Source organism: Polynucleobacter sp. UK-Gri1-W3 (assembly GCF_018881595.1).
Taxonomy (GTDB): domain Bacteria; phylum Pseudomonadota; class Gammaproteobacteria; order Burkholderiales; family Burkholderiaceae; genus Polynucleobacter.
Map to the genome: position 1 here is coordinate 120,974 of NZ_JACVQA010000001.1, position 22,481 is coordinate 143,454.

Genomic DNA, 22,481 nt, shown 5'->3' on the forward strand with positions numbered 1-22,481 from the left:
ATATGACTCCCAAGCTTTATAGCTTTTGGAGAAGCTCTGCCGCGTTTAGTGTTCGTATTGCGCTGAACCTTAAAGGCATCTTGGAAAAAACAAATCGATGCGGAGGGATTAAACCCCGTTGCTCCACCACAAAAATAATGAGAGCGTGAGTAATGAGCTCACAGTTGTTATTAAAACCACTCTAGAAATCACGCTGCCGTCAGCTTTGTAATATTGCGCCAACATAAAAGGCCCGGTACCAGTAGGTAGTGCACTCAAAATCACAATTGTGCTCACCCATAATGCTGGTAAATCCAAAATTAGCGCTGCAGTGATCCAGGCAATTAAGGGCTGAAAAATCAGCTTTGCCAAGCTAATACCCCAAGCTTGCGCTGGAGCGGCAGTACTTTTTTGTATTAGAAATAAACCAATGGAGACCAATGCACAAGGTGTCGATGCAGCAGCCAAGAATGCAATCACCTGCGCAATCGGATCATACAAAGTCAAGCCACTAGAAGCCCATATCAAACCAGCAACCGGGGCAATTAATAATGGATTGCTACAAAGCGATTTGATGACACTCAACACAATCTCATGCGATTTCTTATGCGACAAAATGCCAATTTCAATCAGCACTGTCGCCAAAGCAAACATGACAAACACAATGAATGTAGCAATAATCGCAGGCGCCAGACCATCTTGACCCAAGGCAAGTGCGCACAAGGGTATGCCCATATACCCAGTGTTTGAGTAAGAAGCGCTAAGACCATCGAAGCTGGCTGCAGCTAAATCTCGATTGCGTATCCAGCTAATCGAAAGCACTAGGACGAAAACAATCAAACAACTCAGAAAAAATGCAGTGATAAAACCTGGCTGCCAGAGGGTTTGCCAACCGCTATTAGCAGCAAAGTTAAAGAGCTGAGCCGGCAATGCCAACCAGACAACAAATCGGTTTAACTCTATGGAGGCATTAATACCTAACTTACCTGCACGCCCACCAACATACCCAATCAGAATGAGTAAAAAGACTGGAAGAACTACATTAAATACGTAGAGCAAAATATTTAACGGATGAGAGTGGCGGGTTAGGAAATCTTCTTCAACGTCTTGACATAACGCTGAGCATTTTTGACATAACGTCCAGCGATATCGTGGATGCCAGCAATTTGCTCTGAGGTCAATTCTTTAACTGCTTTGGCAGGCGTTCCCAAAATCATGGAACCATCTGGAAATTCTTTTCCTTCGGTAACGAGCGCGCCCGCACCAACCAAACAGTTTTTACCAATCTTGGCGCCATTTAAAACAACCGCGCCAATGCCAATCAAACTACCATCCCCAATTTGGCAACCATGCAACATGACTTGATGACCTACAGTGACATGCTTACCAATGATGAGTGGGAAACCTGGGTCGGTATGCAGTACAGATGCGTCTTGCACATTACTACCTTCTCCAATTTGAATGAGGTCGTTATCGCCGCGGATAACTACCTTGGGCCAAATACTCGCATCTAGATGGAGCTCTACTTTGCCGATCACTTCTGCGCTCTCGGCAACCCAAGCACCCGCAGCCAATTGTGGGGCGTTTCCGTCTAGTTCAAATATAGCCATGACTCATTATAGGTATGAATCAGGCTATAAATAAACAGCAATACTGTAACCAATAAAGATGTAATTGTTGAAACGGTAAAGCCCACTAAGATTTTGACCAAAGCATTTACTTGGTTTTTCTTGTTACAGATCCTAGCTCTAAGAACTCAAAGTCCGCGTGCAGGGTCAGAAACCTAATGCCGCATGGGAAGATGAATAAAGCATCCCTACCTGACTTCAAATTTTTCATGACATTTCCCCCTTATTTTTTTGGATCGTTATGAGGAATTAAAAATCTGAAAAATGGGCATATTGCCCTTTTTTAGTGCATATATAGGAATTTATATGGTTTATTATCATTCCTACATACATCTAAGGGAGAACCCATGAAAAAATTCCTCATTGCATTAGCCGCTTTAGCTTCATTTTCCGGCTTTGCCCAAGCCCAAGAAACCATCAAAGTATTAAGCACTCAAGAGCTTGCGAACGTTTGCAAACTCCCAGCAAGCCCAGAATCACGAAGCTTTTGTATTGGCTTTACTACTGCTGTGTATGAAACCTATTTAGCTACACGCCACCCACAACGTGCAAAGCCATTTATTTGCGTTAAGCAACCTGCGCCAGCACGTGATGAAGTTATTGGTGATTTTGTAAAGTTTGCACAAAGCAATCCGCAGGTTGCTGACAAGCCAGCATCAGGGGTTTTCTTGGGCTTCTTGGCGTCACGCTTCCCTTGCGCCAGAAAATAATCCAAGCAACTTAACCAAACCAATACACATTTAAAGGAACAGTTGAGATGAAAAAAATTATCGCAATTACTGCAGCAACTTTAGCAATCGCTGGTTGCTCAAACATGAGTAACACTGAGCAACGTACACTTTCAGGCGCAGGCATTGGCGCAGCAGCCGGCGCTGTTGGCACTGCAATCTTCCACGGCAACCCTATCTGGGGTGCAGTTGGCGGTGCAGCAGTTGGTGCAGCATCTGGATATGTCTATGATGCATACAAGAAAAATGAAGGCGCAAATTACAATGCTGGCTACAACGCCGGCAAAAATAATCAGCCAGCGCAAGCACCAAATTAAGCTACATCACTCGGTCTAAAAAGGCCGTAGTTAGCAACACAAACCCAGCTCGTATTAATTTACCAGCTGGGTTTTTATTTGAATCTGACCAGCTAAGGCTTTATGTATTGGGCACTTACCTGCAATTTCCAGTAAGCGATCTTTTTCTTCTACGCTTAAATTTCCTTGGAGCTCAATCTCTCGGGAGAACGTTTCAATATCATCAGCCCTCTCAATATCTACAGTCACAATCGCATTCTCCAATTTTATTTCTTTGCGCTCTGCGTACATCTTTAAAGTCATCGATGTGCAGGCAGCCAAAGCAGCGCCCAGATACTCATGAGGACTCGGCCCAGTTCCAGAGCCTCCTTTAGAAATTTCTGCATCGGCTAAAAAATGGAGATCTCCAGCGGTTAATTTCTGCTGAAGTGGGCCTTGGCCAAACTGCGAGACTACTTTTCTCATGATGGTCCTAAAAAAATTATTTCAATGAGTTCAATTAGGGAATTACTTTAACTGGAATGGGATTTGCTTGCTTTATCTACAGTAGGTAATTGCGCTTTCTTCCATGCGCTAAAGCCACCCTCTAAATGACAGATATTGGGCACGCCCATTCTTTGTAGAGTTTGCGTGGCCAATGCCGAACGCCATGCAGAGGCGCAATACAACACTAATCTTTTCCCCTCGCCAAAGATGGGCTTGTAGTAGGGGCTATCTGGATCAACCCAAAACTCCAGCATACCCCTGGGAGCATGCAGAGCATTTGGAATCATGCCCTCTCGCTCTAATTCGCGAATATCACGAATGTCCACAAATACTACACGGGGGTCAGCTAATAATTCCTGCGCCTTTTCCATGGGCAGAGTCTCAATTTCAGACATTGCCTCCTGAATGAGCTCCTGATATCCAACCTTTAATTTCATCAATATCTCCTAAATTAACAATGCCTAAGTTTTGTCAAGCACCTGCTACCATTCTGTTATGAACTTTACCCCCACAGAACTTGGCGCAAGCGTTATTTTTGCAGTTGCCGTTTTGCACACCTTTTGCACTGGCTATTTTGAATCTATCGCTAAAAAATCCCCACGGCATGCTGGCCTATGGCACCTCCTTGGCGAAGTGGAGATTGTTTTTGGTTTTTGGGCGGCCGTCTTGGTTATTTTCATTTCTTTTTACGATGACTTAAGTACTGCCAAAGCTTTTCTCAATAAACGCAATTTCACGGAACCACTCTTTGTCTTTGCCATCATGATTGTGGCGGGTACAAAACCCATTCTTCATATTTCTACTCAAATTTTGCATGCGCTTGCTAAGTTCTTGAAATATGTATTTCGCGTTCGTAGCGCTCCTGCCTTGTATTTTTTAATACTCGGGGCAACACCACTCTTAGGCTCCTTAATTACCGAGCCCGCAGCAATGACTCTGGCCGCTTTTTTATTGCGTGATCTAGTCTATCGCCATCAATGCTCTAAAGCGCTTCTATTTGGAACTCTTGGCGTGCTATTTGTAAACATTTCCATTGGGGGCACGCTCACTAACTTTGCTGCTCCACCGGTTCTCATGGTCGCCTCTACTTGGGGATGGAGTTCGGCATTTATGTTTAGTAACTTTGGCCTAGAGTCTTGTATTGCCATTTTTATTAATGCTTTCGCAGCGACCCTTATCTTTCATCGACAACTCATCGAACCGAACGAAAATAGAAAAGAGGCGAAGATCCCGTTAGCAGTGATCTTGATGCATCTACTGTTCTTATTTGGAGTGGTTTTCTTTGCGCATGATCCAGTTATTTTTATGTGGATTCTGCTGTTCTTTATTGGCTTTACCACTGCCTACCCTAAACATCAAAGCCCTCTGATTCTGAAAGAGGCACTCTTGGTGGGATTCTTCTTGGGTGGCTTAGTTGTATTGGGCGCACTACAGGGTTGGTGGTTACAACCGATTCTCGAAATGATGAGTCCTACTGCAGTCTTTTATGGCAGCCTTGTGTTAACCGCGTTTACAGATAATGCCGCCCTCACCTATTTAGGGTCCTTGGTTACCGGAACTTCGCCAGAGTTCAAGCTGGCTTTAGTGGGTGGTGCGGTTGCGGGTGGTGGTCTCACGGTAATAGCCAATGCCCCTAACCCGGCAGGTATTGCAATCTTACGCAGTCACTTTCCTGGGCATTCAGTTTCTGCGCTGTATTTGTTGATTGCAGCCATTCCACCCACAATCGTGGCTATTTTGGCTTACAGACTCATATAAGTACAAGATAAGCCCGAGCATGCCTTAGGCAGTAAAATCTGAGCTTCGCCCCCAGCTATAAACCTGAGAACGGCATATGAAAAAACTCTATATCAAAACCTTTGGCTGTCAAATGAACGAGTACGACTCGGGAAAAATGGCAGACCTCCTCCATGCTGATGAAGGCATGGTCATGACAGATCGGCCTGAAGATGCCGACGTAGTCCTCCTGAATACCTGCTCCATACGTGAAAAAGCAGAAGACAAAGTTTTCTCAGATTTGGGTCGACTTCGCGAACTAAAGAAAAAAAATCCCGACTTACTCATTGGAGTCGGTGGTTGCGTAGCCAGCCAAGAAGGCCAACAGATTGTCAGTCGCGCACCTTATGTTGACGTTGTATTCGGACCCCAAACACTCCATCGCTTATCCGACTTGATTGCTGAGCGACGCAAAACGGGAATTTCGCAAGTAGATATTTCTTTTCCTGAGATTGAAAAGTTTGATCATCTGCCTGCCTCACGCCAAACTCGTGGTTCGGCTTATGTTTCGATTATGGAAGGCTGTTCTAAATATTGCAGCTACTGTGTTGTGCCTTATACACGTGGCGAAGAAGTCTCAAGACCATTTGATGATGTGCTTACTGAAGTGGCAGGCCTTGCCGGTAAAGGCGTCAAAGAAATTGTTTTGCTTGGTCAGAACGTCAATGCCTATCTGGGCAAAATGGGTGGCACCGAAGAGATTGCTGACTTTGCCTTGCTCATTGAATACATTGCCGAAATTCCTGGGGTTGAGCGTATTCGATTTACTACTAGCCACCCTAAAGAATTTACACAACGCCTCATCGATGTCTACGCCAAAGTACCTAAGCTTGTGAGTCATCTGCATCTTCCCGTACAACACGGGTCAGACAACATGCTATCCGCGATGAAGCGTGGCTATACCGCTCTAGAGTTCAAGAGCATTATTCGCAAGATGCGTACTGTACGCCCTGATCTAACCTTATCGAGTGATTTTATTGTGGGCTTCCCAGGTGAAACTGAGGCTGACTTTGAGAAGTTACTCAAGATGGTGAAACAGCTGAATTTTGATAACAGCTTTTGCTTTATCTTTAGCCCACGTCCAGGAACACCAGCAGCCAATCTCGCCGATGACACGCCATATGAAGTCAAGCTCAAGCGTCTTCAGACTTTATTAGCATTGGTTGAAGAACAAGCAAATGCAATTAGTCAAAAAATGTTGGGTAATACGGAAAGAGTATTAATCGAAGGTCTCGCAAAGGATGGTATTAATTTACAAGGCCGAGCTGAAAATAATCGCGTGATTCATTTTGTGGCACCCGATCAAGATATTGAGGGTCTCATTGGCCAGATGGTTGATATTCGCATCACGGAAGTACTAAATTTCACCCTCAGGGGCGAAATGGTAGAAGCACATGCCCACTAAAGGCCAAACGATTCCTCCCAAACTGTCAATTGATCTGCAGTATGCGAGTCCTGCGATTGAATCCGCCGTTAGTAAGGCAGCCCCCTCCACTCTCATTAAGAAATGGGTTAAAAGTGTTACGCCCCTTAATGGCCTAATTACTTTTCGCTTTGTGAATGCCGCAGAAGGCAAAAAGTTAAATCTGGCTTTTCGTCAAAAAGATTACGCCACCAATGTCCTCACTTTTCCTTATGAGCTCTCAAAAAAAGTTTTGATAGCCGATATTATTTTTTGCCTACCAGTACTTCAAAAGGAAGCCAAGGAACAAGATAAAACATTGAAAGCCCATTTGGCGCACTTAATTGTGCATGGCTGCCTTCACGCCCAAGGGTATGATCATGAAATCACACGGGAAGCCAAAAAGATGGAGTCACTGGAAATCCAAATCCTCCAAAAATTGGGATTTGCCAATCCCTATTCTTAATTTGCCATATTTCTAAGCTATTCTTGCTATATGTCTGACCCCAACAAATCCCTTTTATACCGCCTGGCCGACTTTTTAAGCCCAGAGCCCGCTGAACCTAGTGAACGTCGTCAAGAACTCATTGAAACTCTGCGTGAGGCTCAATCTGAAGGACTCATAGACGCTGATGCTCTCTCAATGATTGAAGGCGTTTTTCAAGTCGGTCAGTTATGTGCTCGCGATATCCTGGTACCTCGCGCCCAAATTGACTGGATCGATATTAGCCAGACACTTCCTGAAATTATTAAGAGCGTGATCGAAGCAGCTCATTCACGTTTTCCGGTATTTGAAGGCAGTCGAGATAATGTCATTGGAATTTTATTAGCTAAAGACTTATTACGTCATTCCGCTGAGAAAGACTTTCAAGTAAGAGATTGGTTGCGTCCAGCCGTCTTTATTCCGGAATCCAAACGTCTCAGCGTCTTACTACGAGACTTTAAAGACAATCGTAATCACTTAGCCATAGTTGTAGATGAATACAGTGGCGTAGCTGGAATTATTACGATCGAAGATGTGCTTGAACAAATTGTTGGCGATATTGAAGATGAACATGATGTTGATGAAGAAGCTGACAACCTGATTGCTTTAGATAATGGTGATATTCGCGTCAAGGGCATTACTGAACTTGAGCAATTTAATGAAATGCTTGGGACCCATTTTGAACTTGAGGACATCGAAACAGTTGCAGGCTTGGTTATCCAGCATTTAGGCCGCGTACCTAAAATGGGTGAGCTCATTGAGATAGATGGTATTGAATTTGAAGTGCAGCGCGCCGACCCAAGACAAATTCATATACTGCTTGCGCGACAAACTAATAAAAAATCAGACTGAGATTTATATTGCTTGATCAGCACCCCTATCACCCACGTATGAGCATTAAAATCTTTTCTGTATTTATTTTGTTTGTATTGGGCGCGGTTCTCGCTGCTATTGCTGAGTTGCCTTATGGCGGCTGGATTCAGATTCCTGTTTTAAGCCTTCTCTGGTGGCGCCTTGACCCCCAATCCTCAGCGTCTCTCAAAAAACAATTTGCCTTAGGTCTCTCATTCGGAATCGGCTATTTTGTTATCGGCCTTTGGTGGCTTTACATTAGCCTGCATGATGTCGGCGGCATGCATGCTGGACTGGCTTGCATGGGAGTGTTTCTCTTATCCGCCTATGTAGCGCTTTATTTTGCTTTTGCAACACTAGCCATTCCGCTGTTTAAAAAGAATTGCTTATCTGGCCTATTCTTGGCATCAAGCTGGGTACTCGCAGAATTTCTGCGTGGCTATATCTTTACTGGATTTCCTTGGATGGGTTTTGCTGAAACCCAATTTAATGGCCCCTTCGCTCCAGTGGCGCCTTTCTTTGGTGGCCTAGCCTGTACCTTTTTAGCGGTATGGGCTTCCTGGGAAATTTACCAACTTCGCAAGCATGTCATATCAAGCGCAATTCTCATTGCAGCTGTTATTGGCGTAACCCAAATTAGCGGGCTGTTTACTTTCACCAAACCTACTGGTGAGCCTATTAGCGTTCGACTCATTCAAGGCAACTTTGAACAAAGTCTGAAATTTAATCCTCAAGCTATTGGTCAACAAATTGATTTTTACGCCCAAGAAATTACTAAAGAAGCAGCAAATCTCATCATCATTCCTGAGACAGCCTTTCCATGGCCACTCCCTAATTTGCCGATTGGCTTATTGGATTACTTGCAAAACTTTTCCAATAAAAGCGGTAGTAGTCTCCTGCTTGGGGTCATTGGTGAAGTGCCCGGAGAAGCTGGGATGCAGTACTCAAATCGCGCAACAGGGCTTTCGCCCAATACGGCACCCTATCAATACGATAAAGCCCATCTCGTTCCCTTCGGAGAATTTATTCCGATTGGCTTTCAGTGGTTTGTCAAAGCATTTCATGTACCTATGAGTGATTTTGCTAGGGGCAGATTAGATCAAGCGCCGTTTACGATCTCACGTAAAGATCAAGAAGATATTCATGCTGCTATCACGATTTGCTACGAAGATGTCTTTGGTGGTGAATTAGCCTCTCGCATTCAACATAGCGATAAACCGGTTAACTTACTAATCAATATGACTAATCTTGCTTGGTTTGGTGAATCACAAGCATCGACTCAGCAACTCAGACTTTCGCAGCTACGCTCATTAGAAACTGGCTTGCCTGCTTTGCGTGCAACTAATACGGGAATTACTGCGGTTCTTGGTTCCGATGGCAAAGTTCTCAAAGCACTCCCAGAATTTACCCAAGCAACTCTAAGCACCCAAGTACAGGGCTATTCTGGCAAAACACCGTATGTAATTTGGGGTAATTTACCGATTTTGGGTATTTCTTGCCTTCTCTTACTTTGGGGCTTGATTCGCTACAGACGTTTTTAAGCATTTTTTAACTCTAGAGTGCTCTAGCCATGTAAAATCAACGGCTTAGCCAGGTTAATCATGCTTACTTTTCAGCAAATCATTCTCAAACTTCAAGATTATTGGGACCAACAAGGTTGTGCCCTATTGCAACCTATCGACCTTGAGGTTGGTGCCGGTACATCCCATACCGCTACCTTCCTTCGTGCAATTGGTCCCGAGCCATGGAAGGCAGCTTACGTGCAGCCATCCCGCCGACCAAAAGACGGTCGCTATGGTGAGAATCCAAATCGTTTACAACACTACTACCAATATCAGGTGGTGCTAAAACCTGCTCCAGAAAATATTCTGGATCTGTATTTAGGCTCCTTAGCTGCTCTAGGATTAGATCTCAAAAAGAACGATGTTCGCTTTGTAGAGGACGACTGGGAAAACCCAACGCTTGGCGCTTGGGGTCTTGGTTGGGAAGTTTGGCTCAATGGCATGGAAGTAACTCAATTTACTTACTTCCAGCAAGTGGGTGGCTTAGATTGCAAACCGGTTCTTGGTGAAATCACTTACGGCATTGAACGTTTGGCAATGTACATTCAGAACTGCTCAAACGTATATGACCTAGTTTGGGCTGATGGAATCTCTTATGGTGATGTATATCACCAGAATGAAGTTGAGCAATCTTGCTATAACTTCGAACACTCCAATGCCGATTTATTGTTTGCCAACTTCACAAACTTTGAAAGTGAAGCCAAGCGCTTGATGGAAGTTCCATTAGCTCTACCCGCTTATGAAATGGTCCTTAAAGCGGCGCATACGTTTAACTTACTGGATGCCCGTGGTGCCATCTCGGTTACTGAGCGTGCAGCCTATATTGGCCGTATTCGCAATCTTTCTCGCGCGGTTGCTCAAGCTTACTTTGAGTCTAGAGAAAAGCTGGGCTTCCCAATGTGTCAACGTCAAGCTAAAGCTCAGGCTTAAGCGCATCGAGATTTTTGCATTCCACCTATGAGCACATCTAATTCAAACCCCCAATCAGCAACATTATTGATTGAGGTATTTACCGAAGAGCTACCGCCAAAGTCATTACGTCGCTTAGGTGATGGGTTTAGCGAAGGTATCTTCACAGCCCTCAAAGCCGCTGGCTTAGCATCCGATTCATCTAAAGTCACCAGCTTTGCTACACCACGCCGATTAGCAGTTCAAGTGACTAACGTCTTGGATCAAGCGCCGGACTTTCCTGTACGTGAAAAATTACTACCTACCAGCATTGCATTTGATGCTGAAGGCAAAGCTACCCCGCCATTGCTCAAAAAATTAGGTGCGCTTGGGTATGGAGATATTGATCTTGCCACCCTAGAAAAATCGGGTGAAGGTAAGAATGAAGCTCTGTACCTCAATGTCATTGCCAAAGGTGCCTCCCTTGAGCAAACCGCACAAACCGCCCTTGAGCAAACGTTGAATAAGCTGCCCATTGCAAAAATGATGCACTATCAGGTGTTGCAGAAGAATGGTCAATTAGCAGATGTGCAATTTGCTCGTCCTGCTCACCGCATCATTGCACTCTATGGCAGTAATAATTTAAACGTTAGCGCCTTGGGTATTGATGCAGCCAATCAGACTGAAGGTCACCGCTTCCTGGCTCCCGGTATTGTCACGATTGCCAATGCAGAACAATACGAGGCTGACCTGCAGTCTAAAGCAAAGATTATTCCTAGCTTTAATCAGCGTCGCGCCCAAATTGAAGCAGCCCTTTTAAAAGCGGCTGGTGATGATTTAGTGTTAATGCCAGATAGCCTTCTAGATGAAGTAACGGCTCTCGTTGAGTGGCCAGCCATCTATGAGTGTCATTTTGATCAAGAGTTCTTGGAAGTGCCTCAAGAATGCTTGATTTTGACAATGCAAACCAATCAAAAGTATTTTGCACTTACGGATAAGCAAGGCAAGTTACGCAATCGCTTTTTGATTGTTTCTAATATTGAAACTCATAACCCGGATGCCATCATTTCTGGTAATGAACGCGTAGTGCGCCCACGCCTCTCGGATGCCCGCTTTTTCTTTCAACAAGATCAAAAGCGTCCATTAGCTTCCCGCGTGGCAGATCTTGGCAAGGTGGTTTATCACAATCAATTAGGTAATCAGCTAGATCGCACCAAGCGTGTTCAAGGTCTTGCAGTAGGTATTGCCAAGAAATTAGGCGCCGATGAAAAGCTGGCTTCACGCGCAGCAGAAATTGCTAAAGCAGACTTATTAACCGATATGGTTGGTGAGTTTCCAGAATTACAGGGCATCATGGGGCGTTATTACGCTACCCATGATGGTGAGAATACCGATGTCGCCAGCGCATGCAGCGAACACTATATGCCGCGCTTTGCAGGCGATACTTTGCCTCAAACTCAAACTGGCACGATCTTGGCTATTGCCGACAAACTAGAAACCTTGGTTGGTATTTGGGGTGTTGGCCTTGCCCCTACTGGTGATAAAGACCCCTACGCTTTGCGCCGTCATGCCTTAGGCATCTGTCGCTTACTCTTAGAAAAAAATCTTTCGCTGAATTTGCCTGAATTAATTGAACTCGCTCGCGCGCAGTTTCCACAAGCTGATGTTCAAGAAAAAGCAAAAGCTGCTGATATCTACGCTTTCATCATCGATCGTCTCCGCGCTTATTTGCGTGACCAATCTGTTGCCGGTAAAGCATTTACTAGTGCCGAGATTGATGCAGTCTTGAGTCAAGACCCGGCACAAATTAATGATTTGATCGAGCGCCTGACTGCCTTACGTGAATTTAATGCTCTGGCAGAAGCCGCTCAACTGGCTGCAGCGAATAAGCGTATTAGCAATATCTTGAAGAAAACGACTACTGTGATTCCAGCTGTATGTTCTACAAAATTATTGCAAATTCCAGCAGAAACAACGCTTTACAATGCTTTGGAAGCGGTTACCCCGGCACTCAATGCAGCTTATGAAAAACGTCAATTCGTTGAACTCTTAAGGACTCTTGTAGCCTTGAGTGGGCCAATTGATCAATTCTTTGCGGATGTTATGGTGATGGACCCTAATCCTGAGCTGCGCGATAACCGTCTTGCACTTTTGCAACAACTTCACCAGAAAATGAATCTCGTTGCCGATCTCGGCAAATTAGCATGAGCACTTGCTCCTCTAAATTAATCATTCTGGATCGCGATGGCGTGATCAATGAAGATAGCGATGATTATGTAAAGTCAGTGGACGAATGGATTCCTCTTCCAGGAAGTCTAGAAGCTATTGCCTTGCTGAATCAAGCAGGTTATCAAATTACCGTCGCCACTAATCAGTCTGGTCTCTCAAGAGGCTATTTCACAATTAGTGATTTACATGCCATGCATAGCAAGATGGATGCCCTGCTCAAACCGTTAGGCGGTCGTATCGATAGCATCTTTTTTTGCCCCCATCAGGATGCGCATCAGTGTGATTGTCGTAAACCTTTACCAGGCATGATGAAAGAAATTGCTCTACGCTACAAAAAGACGGATAGTGTTAAACCGTTAACCGGTGTGCCAATAGTAGGTGATTCTTTGCGTGATCTCGAGGCTGGAGTAGCCTTAGGAGCAACCCCCCATTTAGTGCTCACCGGCAAGGGCGAAAAGACTCTCGCAAAAGGTAAGCTTCCAGAAGGAACGCAAATTCATGCTGACCTCCTGGCATTTGCACATGCACTTTTAGAAAATAAGGTTTAGACCAATCTTGAAATTGTTCCGTTCCATCCTCTTTGCTTTATTTTTAGTCGTATTCACGCCTATTTGGTCAGTCTTATGCATGCTGGCTTTTCCATTCCTAAGCCCAGAAAACCGTTACACCTTTATTGGGCTTTGGAACAAAATCGTTATCGCTTTATTAAAACCATTATGCGGAATTCATTATGAAATTCGTGGCATGGAAAATATGCGGGCTGTACTTAATGAGCGTGTCATCATTCTTAGTAAGCATCAGTCCGCCTATGAAACGATTGCTTACATCGCATTACTGCCAAAGCAGCTTTGCTTTGTCTTTAAGCGTGAATTACTCTGGATTCCCTTTTTTGGCTGGGCACTAGCATTACTAAAAATGATCCACATTAATCGCTCTAATAAGCAGACTGCAGCCCATTCAGTGGCCACTCAAGGCCGTAAACGCTTGAGCGAAGGCAAGTGGATCATGCTCTTTCCGGAAGGTACAAGGACACCTATCGGCTCAAATAAACCTTATCGCAAGGGTGGGGCACGCCTTGCTAGCGCGACTGATGCCTTAGTGATTCCCATTGCGCACAACGCTGGTCGCTGTTGGCCAAAGAATAGCTTTATCAAGGAACCTGGCACAGTCATTTTCTCAATTGGGCCAGCAATTAGCTCAGCGAATAAATCAGCAGAAGAACTACAAAGAGAAGTAGAGGGTTGGATTGAAGCTGAAATGCGCGTGATTGACCCCAGCGCTTACCAATAAATTACGAGGCAAGAATTTTTGCCCACTCGATATAGCGATCAACAGAAATATCCTGAGCTCTTGCTTTGAGCTCCGCTTCAGTCAGTTTCAATCTATCTGCAAAAGCACTTAAGTTGGTACGTAACATTTTTCTTCTTTGAGAAAAGGCTGCGGCTACCACTTTCTCCAAAGAGTTCCATTGCGCATCAGATAACGCAAAATTTCTTCTTGGAATCATTCGTACAACAGCAGAATTCACTTTAGGCTGAGGATCAAAGGCCTCTGGTGGAACCTCTAATACCAGCTCCATGTCATAGCGAGCCTGAAGCATCACGGATAGGCGACTAAAGTCTGAGCCCCCTGCCTTTGCCACCATTCGCTCCACCACCTCTGCTTGCAACATAAATACCTGCTCATCAATATGACTTGCAGCGGCCACCAGATGAAACAGTAGTGGAGATGAGATGTTGTATGGCAGATTACCAACTACCTTACACAAGTCTTGCTTAGCAGCACGATTCTGTGCCCATGCCAAGAAATCGAATTTAAGGGCATCACCCTCAATTACAGTAAGCCCTTTGAGATTTTTCTCATTCCAAAAAGCTACTAAATCACGATCAATTTCAAGAAGGTCTAAATGATCTAGATTGCTTAGCAAAGGAAGGGTTAATGCACCAAGACCGGGTCCGATTTCAATGACATGCATATCTGAACCGGGATTGATAAGCGCCACAATGGAGTAAATAATTCCGCTATCCTGCAGAAAATTTTGACCAAATCGTTTGCGAGCCTGATGCATGTATTAGCCTTGCCTTCGTTGATTAAGTGCTAACTCATAAGCTAAGCACAAAGCCTCAAGCATGCTACCTGAGTCAGCAATTCCCTTGCCGGCAATATCTAAAGCCGTTCCATGATCTACTGAGGTGCGGATGATCGGCAATCCTAATGTAACGTTTACTCCATTGCCAAAAGTAACGAATTTGAACGGTGCCAAACCTTGATCGTGATACATCGCAATAAAAGCGTCTACTTGCGCAACGGAAGCTGGGTCGAACATCGTATCGCCAGGATAAGGACCGGAAACATGGATACCCAACTTCTTAGCCGCTTCAATTGCTGGCGAAATAATTTCAATTTCTTCGCGGCCTAGATACCCAGACTCTCCTGCATGAGGATTTAGACCTGCCACCCGTATGAGAGGCTTGGCGATTCCGAATTTCTTTTGCAAGTCTTGGTTAACAATTTGAATTGTTTCCAATATCAAGTCGTAGCTCAGCGCTTGTGGAACACTCTTCAGAGGAAGATGGGTGGTAGCGAGAGCAACGCGTAAGTCTCTTGGCGCCTTAAGGCCTAAAAAGCCACTAGGCAAGGATGCACATAACATCATCACAACATGGGAGACCTTACAACGCTGTACAAGATACTCTGTATGCCCAGTAAAAGGGGTCCCAGCATCGTTAATAATACTTTTCTGCAGTGGTGCAGTCACCATCGCATCAAAGCGCCCCTGAAGGCAACCATCAATTGCCTGATTTAACAAACTAACAACGTAATGTGAATTATTTGAATCCAGAATCCCCGGGACTGAAGGCACTCCAAGCGCGAGAGACTGAATGTGTAATCGACTAGATAACTCAGGGCTGAGATTTTTTGGCAGCCCTAATAAATGATCGTTACCTAACAATGTGACTTGAGCGTCAGAATGTTTACGGAGAAACTCAAGCGAAGCCGCTAAAGAAACTTCTGGTCCAATACCGGCTGGTTCGCCGGTACTTACAACGAGATTAACGAGGTGCGCTGCTTGCTGCATCATCCACGTTCAGAATTTTAACAGTTGCGTTATCACGCAGCTCACGCATCCATTCTTGATAAGCTTGATCAAACTTTCTTTCTCGAATTGCTGCGCGTGCAAATTGACGTTGCTTCTCGACAGTAAGCTGGCCTTCGCGACGGTCTAGCACCTGAATCAAATGCCAACCAAACTCAGTTTTAACCGGATTGCTAACCTCACCAATTTGCAAGCGATTCATAGCTTGCTCGAACTCTGGAACTAAATCGCCAGGACTCATCCAACCTAGGTCGCCACCATTAGCTGCTGACCCATCTTCAGAGTATTTTTTTGCAAGCTCTGCAAAATCTGCAGTTTTAACACGTATCTGATCACGATATCCTTGCAAGCGTCTCTCTGCATCTTGATCGCTCAAGCCAGCACGACTTCTGAGCAAAATATGGCGAGATAAAGTTTGTGTAATGGGAATGTTCTGGGGGGTGGTTGTCCCAGCATCTGGGGCACTAGCTTGTTGGGGTGACGGACTCGCGCCTGCGGCACGGCGATCTAAAACCTTGAGGACGTGGTAGCCAGCAGGACTCTTCACAACAGCACTAGCAACTTGCCCACCACCAGTATTACGAACAGCTTCATAAAATAATTGCGGCAAACGATCGGGGGTGCGATAGCCCAAATCTTGGAACTTAATCTTTGGATTTTCTTTTGCAGCCATTGCCCCTAATTGCAAGAAATCAACATCACCGCGGGCATCACGCAATAAAGCATCGGCCTTCTTCTTGGCCTCTGCTTGGGCACCAGCTCCAGCAGCAGGATCTGCCGGAATAAAGATTTGAGCTACATCGATCTCCTCTGGCTCTCCTTTTGCTGCTGGGGTTGATCGTGGTGCGCCACCAGAAGTCATAGCTTTTGTTCGTTCAGCAATAAAGTTATCGATTTCAGCATCGGATATCTTCAACTTACCTTCAACCTCGCGCTCCCGATAACGAGAGACAATGACATCGTCGCGCAACATCTCTTTATAGCGCTCAAATGTACTCCCAGAAGCAATGACCTTAGCTTTGAATTCTGCATAACTTAACTTGTTCTTAGCAGCAATGTCGCCAATAATTTTGTCCAGCTCTTTATTGGTAACTCTCACCCCTTCTTGATCAGCATTTTGCAATTGAATTTTTTCCAAAATAAGGCGATCTAGAATTGCTTGTCGAACTGTTCCATCTTCAGGCAGCTTTACGCCTTGCTTTTTAAGTGCAGCAATTCGATCATCGATTTCCTTACGTGTTACATAACCCGTATTGACCACTGCTGCGACACCATCAATATTGCGAATCTTGCCTTCCGCAGTTGCACTTGTCTTTGCTGAATCTTGTGCAAATGGGGTGTTCGCCAATAATCCAAAGCCAAGGAAAATGGCATAGATGCTAATTTGTTTAAAACGATTCATACAAAGCATTATTGATAGTTCTCGTATGTTGAAGGTGGTATAGGCTTAGAGGTAGGCATATATCCAGGAACATTTAGCTTCATGATATCAACTGGATTGCTTCCAGCGCTACCAAAGCCCTTAAATTCGACCTGAAAGAGCACTTGGGTAGTGGTTATTTGAGAAGTATTCAAGACTTGAGAATAAGCCCCTCTGAATGTCCAGCAATCCCTGTTCCATTCAAGGGCCACCAAGGTATTTAAGGTCTTAGTAGTCAAGGCATCGTAGCCCCAACGGCCTAGAACAGAAATTTCCCGGGTAATAGGCCATTGACCAGAAATATTGTATTGATCCGTTGTAGTGGATGCAGGTACGAATGTTTGATTATTTTGAACTGATGCCTGCACTGGTGGGGACCAAACGTTGCGGTAGCCGAAATTTAAACTTCTTCCCTGGGTCGGACGCCAACTACCGCCAATAGTAGTTTGAACAAAACGATTGAGCTGAGTGTTGTACTGACCAAATACATCCGCACTGAAATTACCAAGCAGACGCACAGAGCCTGAGCCCAATGTATCTGAATAAGTAGTGGGATTCAAAATAGTACCGTTCAAACCAACTCGCTGTCCAGCGAACTGCTGCTTTTGAGCAAGGGTGACACTGGCGCGCTCTGATCCTGTATTGGCCTCAATCATGCGACTTGTTAGTCCAAGCGTGGCTGCATTGGCGTCTGCAATGCGGTCGTTACCAATAAAGGTATTTTCACTAAAGATTTGGGAAACGCCAAAGCCCGCATCCGCCGTGTCAAATATTGGCGTCTGCGCTTGACTCTGATAAGGCGTATAAACATAAAAAGCACGAGGCTCCATAGTCAGCAACATATCCCGGCCAAAGAAACCTTTTAATTCTGAGGCATCCCTTTCGAAAGCTAATGCTGAATCCAAGCTAAAGGTTGGGATGGTGAATCCTTGTGCGACTGGTGCCCCACCCGTTACAAATGGAGTGGCGTTATACATATTTGATTGAAAGCTTACTTTTGGTGTGATGTAGTAGCCTGGGGTCACCTGGGGTAAAGCCATAGCGCCTTTAATAACCGTTCTATCCGCTTGGCTATAAACACCTGGGGCGGTAGACGATAAGTTTCCAGCAATGTTGTAAGAGAATCTTGTGTAGTCAGCAGAAAAAGTAGTTGCTGGACCTGTTGGCAAAGTAACATACTTGCCACTTGTATCGGCGACCGCTGGAGTTAATCGATTGTTGTATGCAGCTGTAATGTTTGGCAATACGTTATATGGCGCCTGAACTATATTAGTTGGATCAGGTTGCAAAGTTTGAAATGTTAATGCCCTAGCTGACACCATCCAATTGCTTAAGCTTCCTGTTAACCCTTTAGTGGTTCCCACCTCCTGACGAAACTGACTTGTAACAGCCCCTGCGATACTCTGCGAAAAATCAGTTGGATATAAATTATCCGAAACACGTGCGATATTTGCATAGCCTGACCATGAGCCCGGCATTGGAATGCCGCCAGGACCTGTACCGCCACTAAATACTTGTCGTTGTTGAAAATCATATTTCCAGCGGCTAGTACCGGTTTTTTTATCGTACGACATATATTCACCCATCGCAGTTCCAGAATAGAGGGTATCCAAGTAGCGATATTGAGCGCCAAGCATTGCACCGCGATGATTCATGTAGCGAGGCAATAAAAGTAGGTCGCGATTAGGGGCGATATTGACATAGTAAGGCTGGGTAATATCAAGGCCGTTATTTGAGTTATAGCCAGCGACTGGAGCAAGTAAACCTGAACGGCGTTGCCCACCAGTGGGCGCTGTGAAATACGGAACATATGCAATGGGTACATCAAAGAAGCGCATTACACCGTGCGTTCCCACCATTTCTTTTTGTTCATTATCAATCTCTATAGTACTGGCTGAAAAATACCAATCCATATTTTGCGGAGTACATGTGGTGTAGGTCGCTTTATCAAAGACAAAGACATCAGCATTTTCAATCGTTAATTTTTTTGCAGTGCCATTGCCACCGTTGTCTCTCAATTCATATGCAGCGGGCTCCATGGAACCCTCGCGTGCATCCACTTTAAAAGTTCCCTTAGGTCCTTTAAAGGTTACATTCCCTTTGGAGAGCTCTGCATTTCCCAATAAATCAGCAACGTCAGTATCGGGGTTATAAGTAATTTCATCTGCCTTAATAACGCCACCATTGCGACGAATTTGGGCTCGCCCCTTTAAATGCATATCGCGATCAACAGTTCCATTAATTGAATCGCTTGAGGTGAATGTCAAAGCCTCTCCATCATTGATGGGTTTACCAACTCGAAGCTGATCATCTACCTTTAAAACAGTAACATTACCCCGATCTGGTAATAAAACGGTATTGGAATTAGCTTGCGCATTTGCTGGCAAAGGAGCAGGCGCTTGAGCACGTCCGCAAAGGGCAAATTGAAGCAATGCAACCCCCATCATTACGCGCAGGGTTACATGCAAAAAAAGAGGGGCGCAAAGGCCGGCGCGACGGCGATAATGACTCATAGATCCAGACCCGCCTTATTATACGAATCGACCATGACTGACTTACGCTTAAACACCCTCCGCAGCTGGCTAAAAGCCCTGGAAGCTAGCTGGCAATTAGATCTCGACTCTCTGACGCCTGCCTCGGCTGATGCCAGCTTTCGACGCTATTTCCGAATTGAGTCCAAAAAGCCCGGTTTTGGGACTTTGATCGTCATGGATGCCCCGCCCCAACATGAGCCTTTGGATGCCTTTATTCAGGTCGATTTATTACTCTCAGAGGCAGGCTTGAATGTGCCAAAAATCCTCGAGCAAAACCTTGCCGAAGGCTTCTTACTATTAAATGACTTAGGAACCAAAACCTACCTTGCTGAACTCACTAACGAGTCAGCGGATCATCTCTATAAAGATGCAACTCATGCATTAGTTCTGATGCAATTGGCGAGTAAGCCAGATGTATTACCAAACTATGATGAAGCATTATTACAGCGAGAGTTGGATTTATTTCCAGAGTGGTATTTAAAAAAGCATCTCCAAACTGAACTCAATACGCAACAAGCTGAGCAACTCAAAAAATCTTTCGAACTCATTATTGAAAATAATCTAGCGCAAGCTAAAGTCTATGTTCATCGTGATTACCATTCTCGTAACTTGATGGTGACAGAAAAAAATAATCCTGGAGTGATTGACTTTCAGGACGCAGTATATGGGCCCATTACTTATGATGCCTCTTCATTGTGGCGCGATGCATACATTGCATGGCCGGAAGAACGTGTCATTGATTGGGTGATTAAGTTTTGGGAAGAAGGCCGTAAGGCCGGCCTGCCAATGCCAAATGATTTTGGGCAGTTCTATCGAGATTTTGAATGGATGGGCTTACAGCGCCACCTTAAGGTTCTGGGTATTTTTGCAAGGCTTTTTCATCGTGATGGCAAAGATGGATACCTTAAGGATATTCCACTTGTTTTGGAATATGCAATTGCTACTGCGAACCGCTATATTGAATTAAAACCGTTAGCTCGAATTCTAGAATCCACTCGCACAAATAAAGGATGATTAGTAACTCCTGATGAGTAAAAGTAATCTGATTCCTTGTTTTTTGCTTGCGGCCGGCAGAGGTGAGCGCATGCGTCCCCTTACGGATGATTTGCCAAAGCCCCTACTCTGTATTCAGAATAAATCTTTACTAGCATGGCATTTGGAGGCTTTGGTAAAGGCCCATATTCAAGACGTAGTCATTAATCACGCTTGGTTAGGTGAAAAAATTGAGGCCGCCCTAGGGGATGGAAAGCAATTCGGTCTTCACATTCAGTACTCCCCCGAAGGAAGTGCCCTGGAAACAGCCGGTGGAATTTGCAAGGCACTACCTATCATCGCTCCAGAAGACTACTTTTTAGTGATTAACGGGGATGTATTTAGCCCGAACTTACCAATTTCTGAACTATTAGAAACGGCATCCCGGATGCGGATGGATGGTAGTAAGTCTTTGGCTCACTTATTGATGGTTCCAAACCCAGTCCAGCATCCTGAGGGGGATTTTTACCTCCAAGGCACAGTTCTAAGCAACACAGAATCCATTGGAGCCGAAAAACTCACCTTTTCTGGAATTGGGATTTATCACAAAGACCTCTTTAAAGACCTGGAATTCGGAGCACCAGCCAAGCTCGCGCCCCTTTTGAGATCTGCAATGGAGCAAAATAAAGTGTCTGGTGAAAAATATCTCGGTCCATGGCACGATGTAGGCACACCACAACGCTTACATGAGCTTAATGCAGCATATGAATAAAACGAACATTTATCAGCTTCGTAGAAACAAATTAGCAGAACAAATCTTTACCAAGACTGGTGGAGGAATTGCTGTCATCTCAACCGCTCCTGAACTTGCCCGTAACCGAGACAGCGAATTTCCTTATCGCCATGACAGCGACTTTTACTACTTAACTGGTTTCGAAGAGCCGGGCGCTACGCTGGTTATGAAAATTTTGGGCAACGGAAAAAACTGTCAACTGCAATCCCATTTGTTTTGCAGACCTAAAGATCCTGAACGAGAAATCTGGGATGGTATTCGCCTAGGCCCTCAAGCTGCACCAGAAGCCTTAGGTGTTGAATATGCTCACAGTAATAAAGAGCTAGATCAAAAACTAAGCGACTTATTGGCCGATGAAGATGCAGTGTATATCCGCCTTGCAGAAAGTGCTGAAGCCGATAGACGCTTGCGTCACTGGATGAAACAAGTACGAGCTCAAGCACGCTCTGGCATCAACCCACCATCTGAGTTTCACGATGTTGAGGCTCTCATTCATGAAATGCGTTTATTCAAAGATGCTCATGAGATTGACATCATGCGTCGCGCTGCTGCCATCTCTGCTCGCGCGCATGTCCGCGCCATGCAAATCTGTAAACCAGGCATGCGTGAGTACCATCTCGAGGCTGAATTACTTCATGAGTTCCGCAATAGCGGTGCGCAAAGTGTTGCCTACAACAGCATTGTTGCTGGTGGTGCAAACTCTTGCATTCTTCACTATCGCGCAGGCGCAACCGAATTACGTAGTGGTGAGCTTTGCTTAATTGATGCTGGTTGTGAACTCGATGGCTATGCTTCAGACATTACGAGAACCTTTCCAGTGAATGGAAAATTTACTGGGCCACAACGCGCCCTGTATGACATAACTTTAGCTGCGCAAGAGGCTGCGGTAGCAATGACTAAGCCTGGCAATACATTTATGCAGCCACATGAAGCAGCACTGAAAGTGCTTACCCAAGGCCTTCTAGATGAAAAGCTGCTCAAACTTGCAGAGCTGGGTTCCCTGGAAAATGCCATTGAGACTGGAGCCTATCGTCGCTTCTATATGCACCGTACATCCCACTGGTTAGGCATGGATGTGCATGATGTGGGCTCTTATCGTGAAGCTAGCCAAGATGCATCTAGCGAAGAAAAGCCATGGCGCGTTCTTAAAAGTGGCATGGTGATTACAGTAGAGCCTGGTTTGTATGTGAGGCCTGCGGATGATATTGATGAAAAGTTCTGGAATATCGGCATTCGTATTGAAGATGATGCTGTTATTAATGATTCAGGATGTGAATTGATTTCTCGTGGCGTGCCTGTCAAGGCTGATGAGATTGAAGCACTCATGAAAAACGCATAAAGATATTCCAATAAAA

General features: G+C 44.9%; 22 protein-coding genes and 1 pseudogene. 14 read left to right on the forward strand and 9 right to left on the reverse strand.

Annotated features, from left to right (window positions below; genetic code table 11):
- Positions 1-108: 108 nt before the first annotated feature.
- From ICN36_RS00595 to ICN36_RS11985, 3 genes and pseudogenes are all read right to left on the reverse strand, one after another.
- Positions 109-1,038: an AEC family transporter gene (locus tag ICN36_RS00595; RefSeq protein ID WP_216226517.1), complete on the reverse strand. Its 930-nt coding sequence runs from the start codon at positions 1,036-1,038 to the stop codon at positions 109-111.
- A 26-nt stretch (positions 1,039-1,064) separates the two neighbouring features.
- Positions 1,065-1,589 carry a gamma carbonic anhydrase family protein gene (locus tag ICN36_RS00600; RefSeq protein ID WP_216226518.1) on the reverse strand — a complete coding sequence of 175 codons (525 nt, stop codon included), beginning with the start codon at positions 1,587-1,589 and terminating at the stop codon, positions 1,065-1,067.
- A 47-nt stretch (positions 1,590-1,636) separates the two neighbouring features.
- Positions 1,637-1,818, reverse strand: a pseudogene (locus tag ICN36_RS11985) (ammonium transporter); the annotation flags it as partial.
- 136 nt (positions 1,819-1,954) lie between these two features.
- On the opposite strand from ICN36_RS11985, the gene ICN36_RS00605 reads away from it, so the two are divergent.
- Complete coding sequence (locus ICN36_RS00605; RefSeq protein ID WP_216226519.1) at positions 1,955-2,317, forward strand: Rap1a/Tai family immunity protein; 363 nt, start codon at positions 1,955-1,957, stop codon at positions 2,315-2,317.
- A 47-nt stretch (positions 2,318-2,364) separates the two neighbouring features.
- On the forward strand, positions 2,365-2,652 hold the full coding sequence (locus tag ICN36_RS00610; protein ID WP_215360261.1) for a glycine zipper domain-containing protein: 288 nt from the start codon (positions 2,365-2,367) through the stop codon (positions 2,650-2,652).
- A gap of 54 nt (positions 2,653-2,706) precedes the next feature.
- On the opposite strand, the gene ICN36_RS00615 is transcribed toward ICN36_RS00610, so the two are convergent.
- The gene (locus ICN36_RS00615; RefSeq protein ID WP_216226521.1) at positions 2,707-3,096 is read right to left on the reverse strand and encodes an OsmC family protein; all 390 of its coding nucleotides are present in this window, start codon (positions 3,094-3,096) and stop codon (positions 2,707-2,709) included.
- Positions 3,097-3,143: 47 nt separating this feature from the next.
- On the reverse strand, positions 3,144-3,554 hold the full coding sequence (locus ICN36_RS00620) for a rhodanese-like domain-containing protein (RefSeq protein WP_216226522.1): 411 nt from the start codon (positions 3,552-3,554) through the stop codon (positions 3,144-3,146).
- A 58-nt stretch (positions 3,555-3,612) separates the two neighbouring features.
- Here ICN36_RS00620 and ICN36_RS00625 point away from each other — a divergent pair, with 58 nt between their 5' ends.
- The 9 genes from ICN36_RS00625 to ICN36_RS00665 all read left to right on the forward strand — a co-directional run bounded on the left by ICN36_RS00625 (position 3,613) and on the right by ICN36_RS00665 (position 13,600).
- Positions 3,613-4,875 carry a putative Na+/H+ antiporter gene (locus ICN36_RS00625; RefSeq protein WP_216226525.1) on the forward strand — a complete coding sequence of 421 codons (1,263 nt, stop codon included), beginning with the start codon at positions 3,613-3,615 and terminating at the stop codon, positions 4,873-4,875.
- A gap of 76 nt (positions 4,876-4,951) precedes the next feature.
- A complete protein-coding gene (miaB, locus tag ICN36_RS00630) occupies positions 4,952-6,298 on the forward strand; it encodes a tRNA (N6-isopentenyl adenosine(37)-C2)-methylthiotransferase MiaB (RefSeq protein ID WP_216226526.1) in 1,347 nt (448 codons plus the stop codon).
- Entirely contained in the window at positions 6,288-6,761 is a 474-nt protein-coding gene (gene ybeY, locus ICN36_RS00635; protein ID WP_216226527.1) for an rRNA maturation RNase YbeY, read from the forward strand. Before miaB ends, ybeY begins: the two co-directional genes overlap by 11 nt.
- A 30-nt stretch (positions 6,762-6,791) precedes the next feature.
- Positions 6,792-7,631, forward strand: a complete 840-nt coding sequence (locus ICN36_RS00640; RefSeq protein WP_216226528.1) for an HlyC/CorC family transporter — start codon at positions 6,792-6,794, stop codon at positions 7,629-7,631.
- Between the two features lie 38 nt (positions 7,632-7,669).
- Positions 7,670-9,172, forward strand: coding sequence for an apolipoprotein N-acyltransferase (lnt, locus tag ICN36_RS00645; RefSeq protein WP_216226529.1), 1,503 nt, complete (start codon positions 7,670-7,672; stop codon positions 9,170-9,172).
- A gap of 60 nt (positions 9,173-9,232) precedes the next feature.
- Positions 9,233-10,123 (forward strand): glycine--tRNA ligase subunit alpha, encoded by an 891-nt coding sequence (gene glyQ, locus ICN36_RS00650; RefSeq protein WP_216226530.1) that lies wholly within the window; start codon positions 9,233-9,235, stop codon positions 10,121-10,123.
- Between the two features lie 27 nt (positions 10,124-10,150).
- Entirely contained in the window at positions 10,151-12,289 is a 2,139-nt protein-coding gene (gene glyS, locus ICN36_RS00655; RefSeq protein ID WP_216226535.1) for a glycine--tRNA ligase subunit beta, read from the forward strand.
- Positions 12,286-12,858, forward strand: a complete 573-nt coding sequence (gene gmhB / locus ICN36_RS00660) for a D-glycero-beta-D-manno-heptose 1,7-bisphosphate 7-phosphatase (RefSeq protein ID WP_216226536.1) — start codon at positions 12,286-12,288, stop codon at positions 12,856-12,858. The genes glyS and gmhB overlap by 4 nt, the downstream gene beginning before the upstream one ends.
- A gap of 7 nt (positions 12,859-12,865) precedes the next feature.
- The gene (locus ICN36_RS00665; RefSeq protein ID WP_216226537.1) at positions 12,866-13,600 is read left to right on the forward strand and encodes a 1-acyl-sn-glycerol-3-phosphate acyltransferase; all 735 of its coding nucleotides are present in this window, start codon (positions 12,866-12,868) and stop codon (positions 13,598-13,600) included.
- A 1-nt stretch (position 13,601) separates the two neighbouring features.
- Here ICN36_RS00665 and rsmA read toward each other — a convergent pair whose 3' ends face one another.
- From rsmA to ICN36_RS00685, 4 genes are read right to left on the reverse strand one after another with little or no spacing between them, the layout of a single operon-like run.
- Positions 13,602-14,378: a 16S rRNA (adenine(1518)-N(6)/adenine(1519)-N(6))-dimethyltransferase RsmA gene (gene rsmA / locus ICN36_RS00670; RefSeq protein ID WP_216226538.1), complete on the reverse strand. Its 777-nt coding sequence runs from the start codon at positions 14,376-14,378 to the stop codon at positions 13,602-13,604.
- A gap of 3 nt (positions 14,379-14,381) precedes the next feature.
- Positions 14,382-15,389 carry a 4-hydroxythreonine-4-phosphate dehydrogenase PdxA gene (pdxA, locus tag ICN36_RS00675; RefSeq protein WP_216226843.1) on the reverse strand — a complete coding sequence of 336 codons (1,008 nt, stop codon included), beginning with the start codon at positions 15,387-15,389 and terminating at the stop codon, positions 14,382-14,384.
- Positions 15,364-16,809: a peptidylprolyl isomerase gene (locus ICN36_RS00680; RefSeq protein WP_255531182.1), complete on the reverse strand. Its 1,446-nt coding sequence runs from the start codon at positions 16,807-16,809 to the stop codon at positions 15,364-15,366. Before ICN36_RS00680 ends, pdxA begins: the two co-directional genes overlap by 26 nt.
- Before the next feature lie 8 nt (positions 16,810-16,817).
- A complete protein-coding gene (locus tag ICN36_RS00685) occupies positions 16,818-19,340 on the reverse strand; it encodes an LPS-assembly protein LptD (RefSeq protein ID WP_216226540.1) in 2,523 nt (840 codons plus the stop codon).
- A gap of 33 nt (positions 19,341-19,373) precedes the next feature.
- On the opposite strand from ICN36_RS00685, the gene ICN36_RS00690 reads away from it, so the two are divergent.
- The 3 genes from ICN36_RS00690 to ICN36_RS00700 are packed head-to-tail and all read left to right on the forward strand — an operon-like array spanning position 19,374 to position 22,465.
- Positions 19,374-20,375, forward strand: a complete 1,002-nt coding sequence (locus tag ICN36_RS00690; RefSeq protein WP_216226541.1) for an aminoglycoside phosphotransferase family protein — start codon at positions 19,374-19,376, stop codon at positions 20,373-20,375.
- Positions 20,376-20,388: 13 nt separating this feature from the next.
- Positions 20,389-21,105, forward strand: a complete 717-nt coding sequence (murU, locus tag ICN36_RS00695; protein WP_216226542.1) for an N-acetylmuramate alpha-1-phosphate uridylyltransferase MurU — start codon at positions 20,389-20,391, stop codon at positions 21,103-21,105.
- Positions 21,098-22,465 carry an aminopeptidase P N-terminal domain-containing protein gene (locus ICN36_RS00700; protein ID WP_255531183.1) on the forward strand — a complete coding sequence of 456 codons (1,368 nt, stop codon included), beginning with the start codon at positions 21,098-21,100 and terminating at the stop codon, positions 22,463-22,465. Before murU ends, ICN36_RS00700 begins: the two co-directional genes overlap by 8 nt.
- Positions 22,466-22,481 lie beyond the last annotated feature (16 nt).

Excerpts from the sequence above, each read along its gene's own strand:
- rsmA (WP_216226538.1), bottom strand. The coding sequence starts at position 14,378 with ATGCATCAGGCTCGCAAACGATTTGGTCAAAATTTTCTGCAGGATAGC.
- glyS (WP_216226535.1), top strand. The coding sequence starts at position 10,151 with ATGAGCACATCTAATTCAAACCCCCAATCAGCAACATTATTGATTGAG.
- lnt (WP_216226529.1), top strand. The coding sequence starts at position 7,670 with ATGAGCATTAAAATCTTTTCTGTATTTATTTTGTTTGTATTGGGCGCG.
- ICN36_RS00700 (WP_255531183.1), top strand. The coding sequence starts at position 21,098 with ATGAATAAAACGAACATTTATCAGCTTCGTAGAAACAAATTAGCAGAA.
- ICN36_RS00640 (WP_216226528.1), top strand. The coding sequence starts at position 6,792 with ATGTCTGACCCCAACAAATCCCTTTTATACCGCCTGGCCGACTTTTTA.
- ICN36_RS00615 (WP_216226521.1), bottom strand. The coding sequence starts at position 3,096 with ATGAGAAAAGTAGTCTCGCAGTTTGGCCAAGGCCCACTTCAGCAGAAA.
- ICN36_RS00620 (WP_216226522.1), bottom strand. The coding sequence starts at position 3,554 with ATGAAATTAAAGGTTGGATATCAGGAGCTCATTCAGGAGGCAATGTCT.
- pdxA (WP_216226843.1), bottom strand. The coding sequence starts at position 15,389 with ATGCAGCAAGCAGCGCACCTCGTTAATCTCGTTGTAAGTACCGGCGAA.
- ICN36_RS00600 (WP_216226518.1), bottom strand. The coding sequence starts at position 1,589 with ATGGCTATATTTGAACTAGACGGAAACGCCCCACAATTGGCTGCGGGT.
- ICN36_RS00680 (WP_255531182.1), bottom strand. The coding sequence starts at position 16,809 with ATGAATCGTTTTAAACAAATTAGCATCTATGCCATTTTCCTTGGCTTT.
- glyQ (WP_216226530.1), top strand. The coding sequence starts at position 9,233 with ATGCTTACTTTTCAGCAAATCATTCTCAAACTTCAAGATTATTGGGAC.
- miaB (WP_216226526.1), top strand. The coding sequence starts at position 4,952 with ATGAAAAAACTCTATATCAAAACCTTTGGCTGTCAAATGAACGAGTAC.
- ybeY (WP_216226527.1), top strand. The coding sequence starts at position 6,288 with ATGCCCACTAAAGGCCAAACGATTCCTCCCAAACTGTCAATTGATCTG.
- gmhB (WP_216226536.1), top strand. The coding sequence starts at position 12,286 with ATGAGCACTTGCTCCTCTAAATTAATCATTCTGGATCGCGATGGCGTG.
- murU (WP_216226542.1), top strand. The coding sequence starts at position 20,389 with ATGAGTAAAAGTAATCTGATTCCTTGTTTTTTGCTTGCGGCCGGCAGA.
- ICN36_RS00685 (WP_216226540.1), bottom strand. The coding sequence starts at position 19,340 with ATGAGTCATTATCGCCGTCGCGCCGGCCTTTGCGCCCCTCTTTTTTTG.
- ICN36_RS00605 (WP_216226519.1), top strand. The coding sequence starts at position 1,955 with ATGAAAAAATTCCTCATTGCATTAGCCGCTTTAGCTTCATTTTCCGGC.
- ICN36_RS00690 (WP_216226541.1), top strand. The coding sequence starts at position 19,374 with ATGACTGACTTACGCTTAAACACCCTCCGCAGCTGGCTAAAAGCCCTG.
- ICN36_RS00625 (WP_216226525.1), top strand. The coding sequence starts at position 3,613 with ATGAACTTTACCCCCACAGAACTTGGCGCAAGCGTTATTTTTGCAGTT.
- ICN36_RS00610 (WP_215360261.1), top strand. The coding sequence starts at position 2,365 with ATGAAAAAAATTATCGCAATTACTGCAGCAACTTTAGCAATCGCTGGT.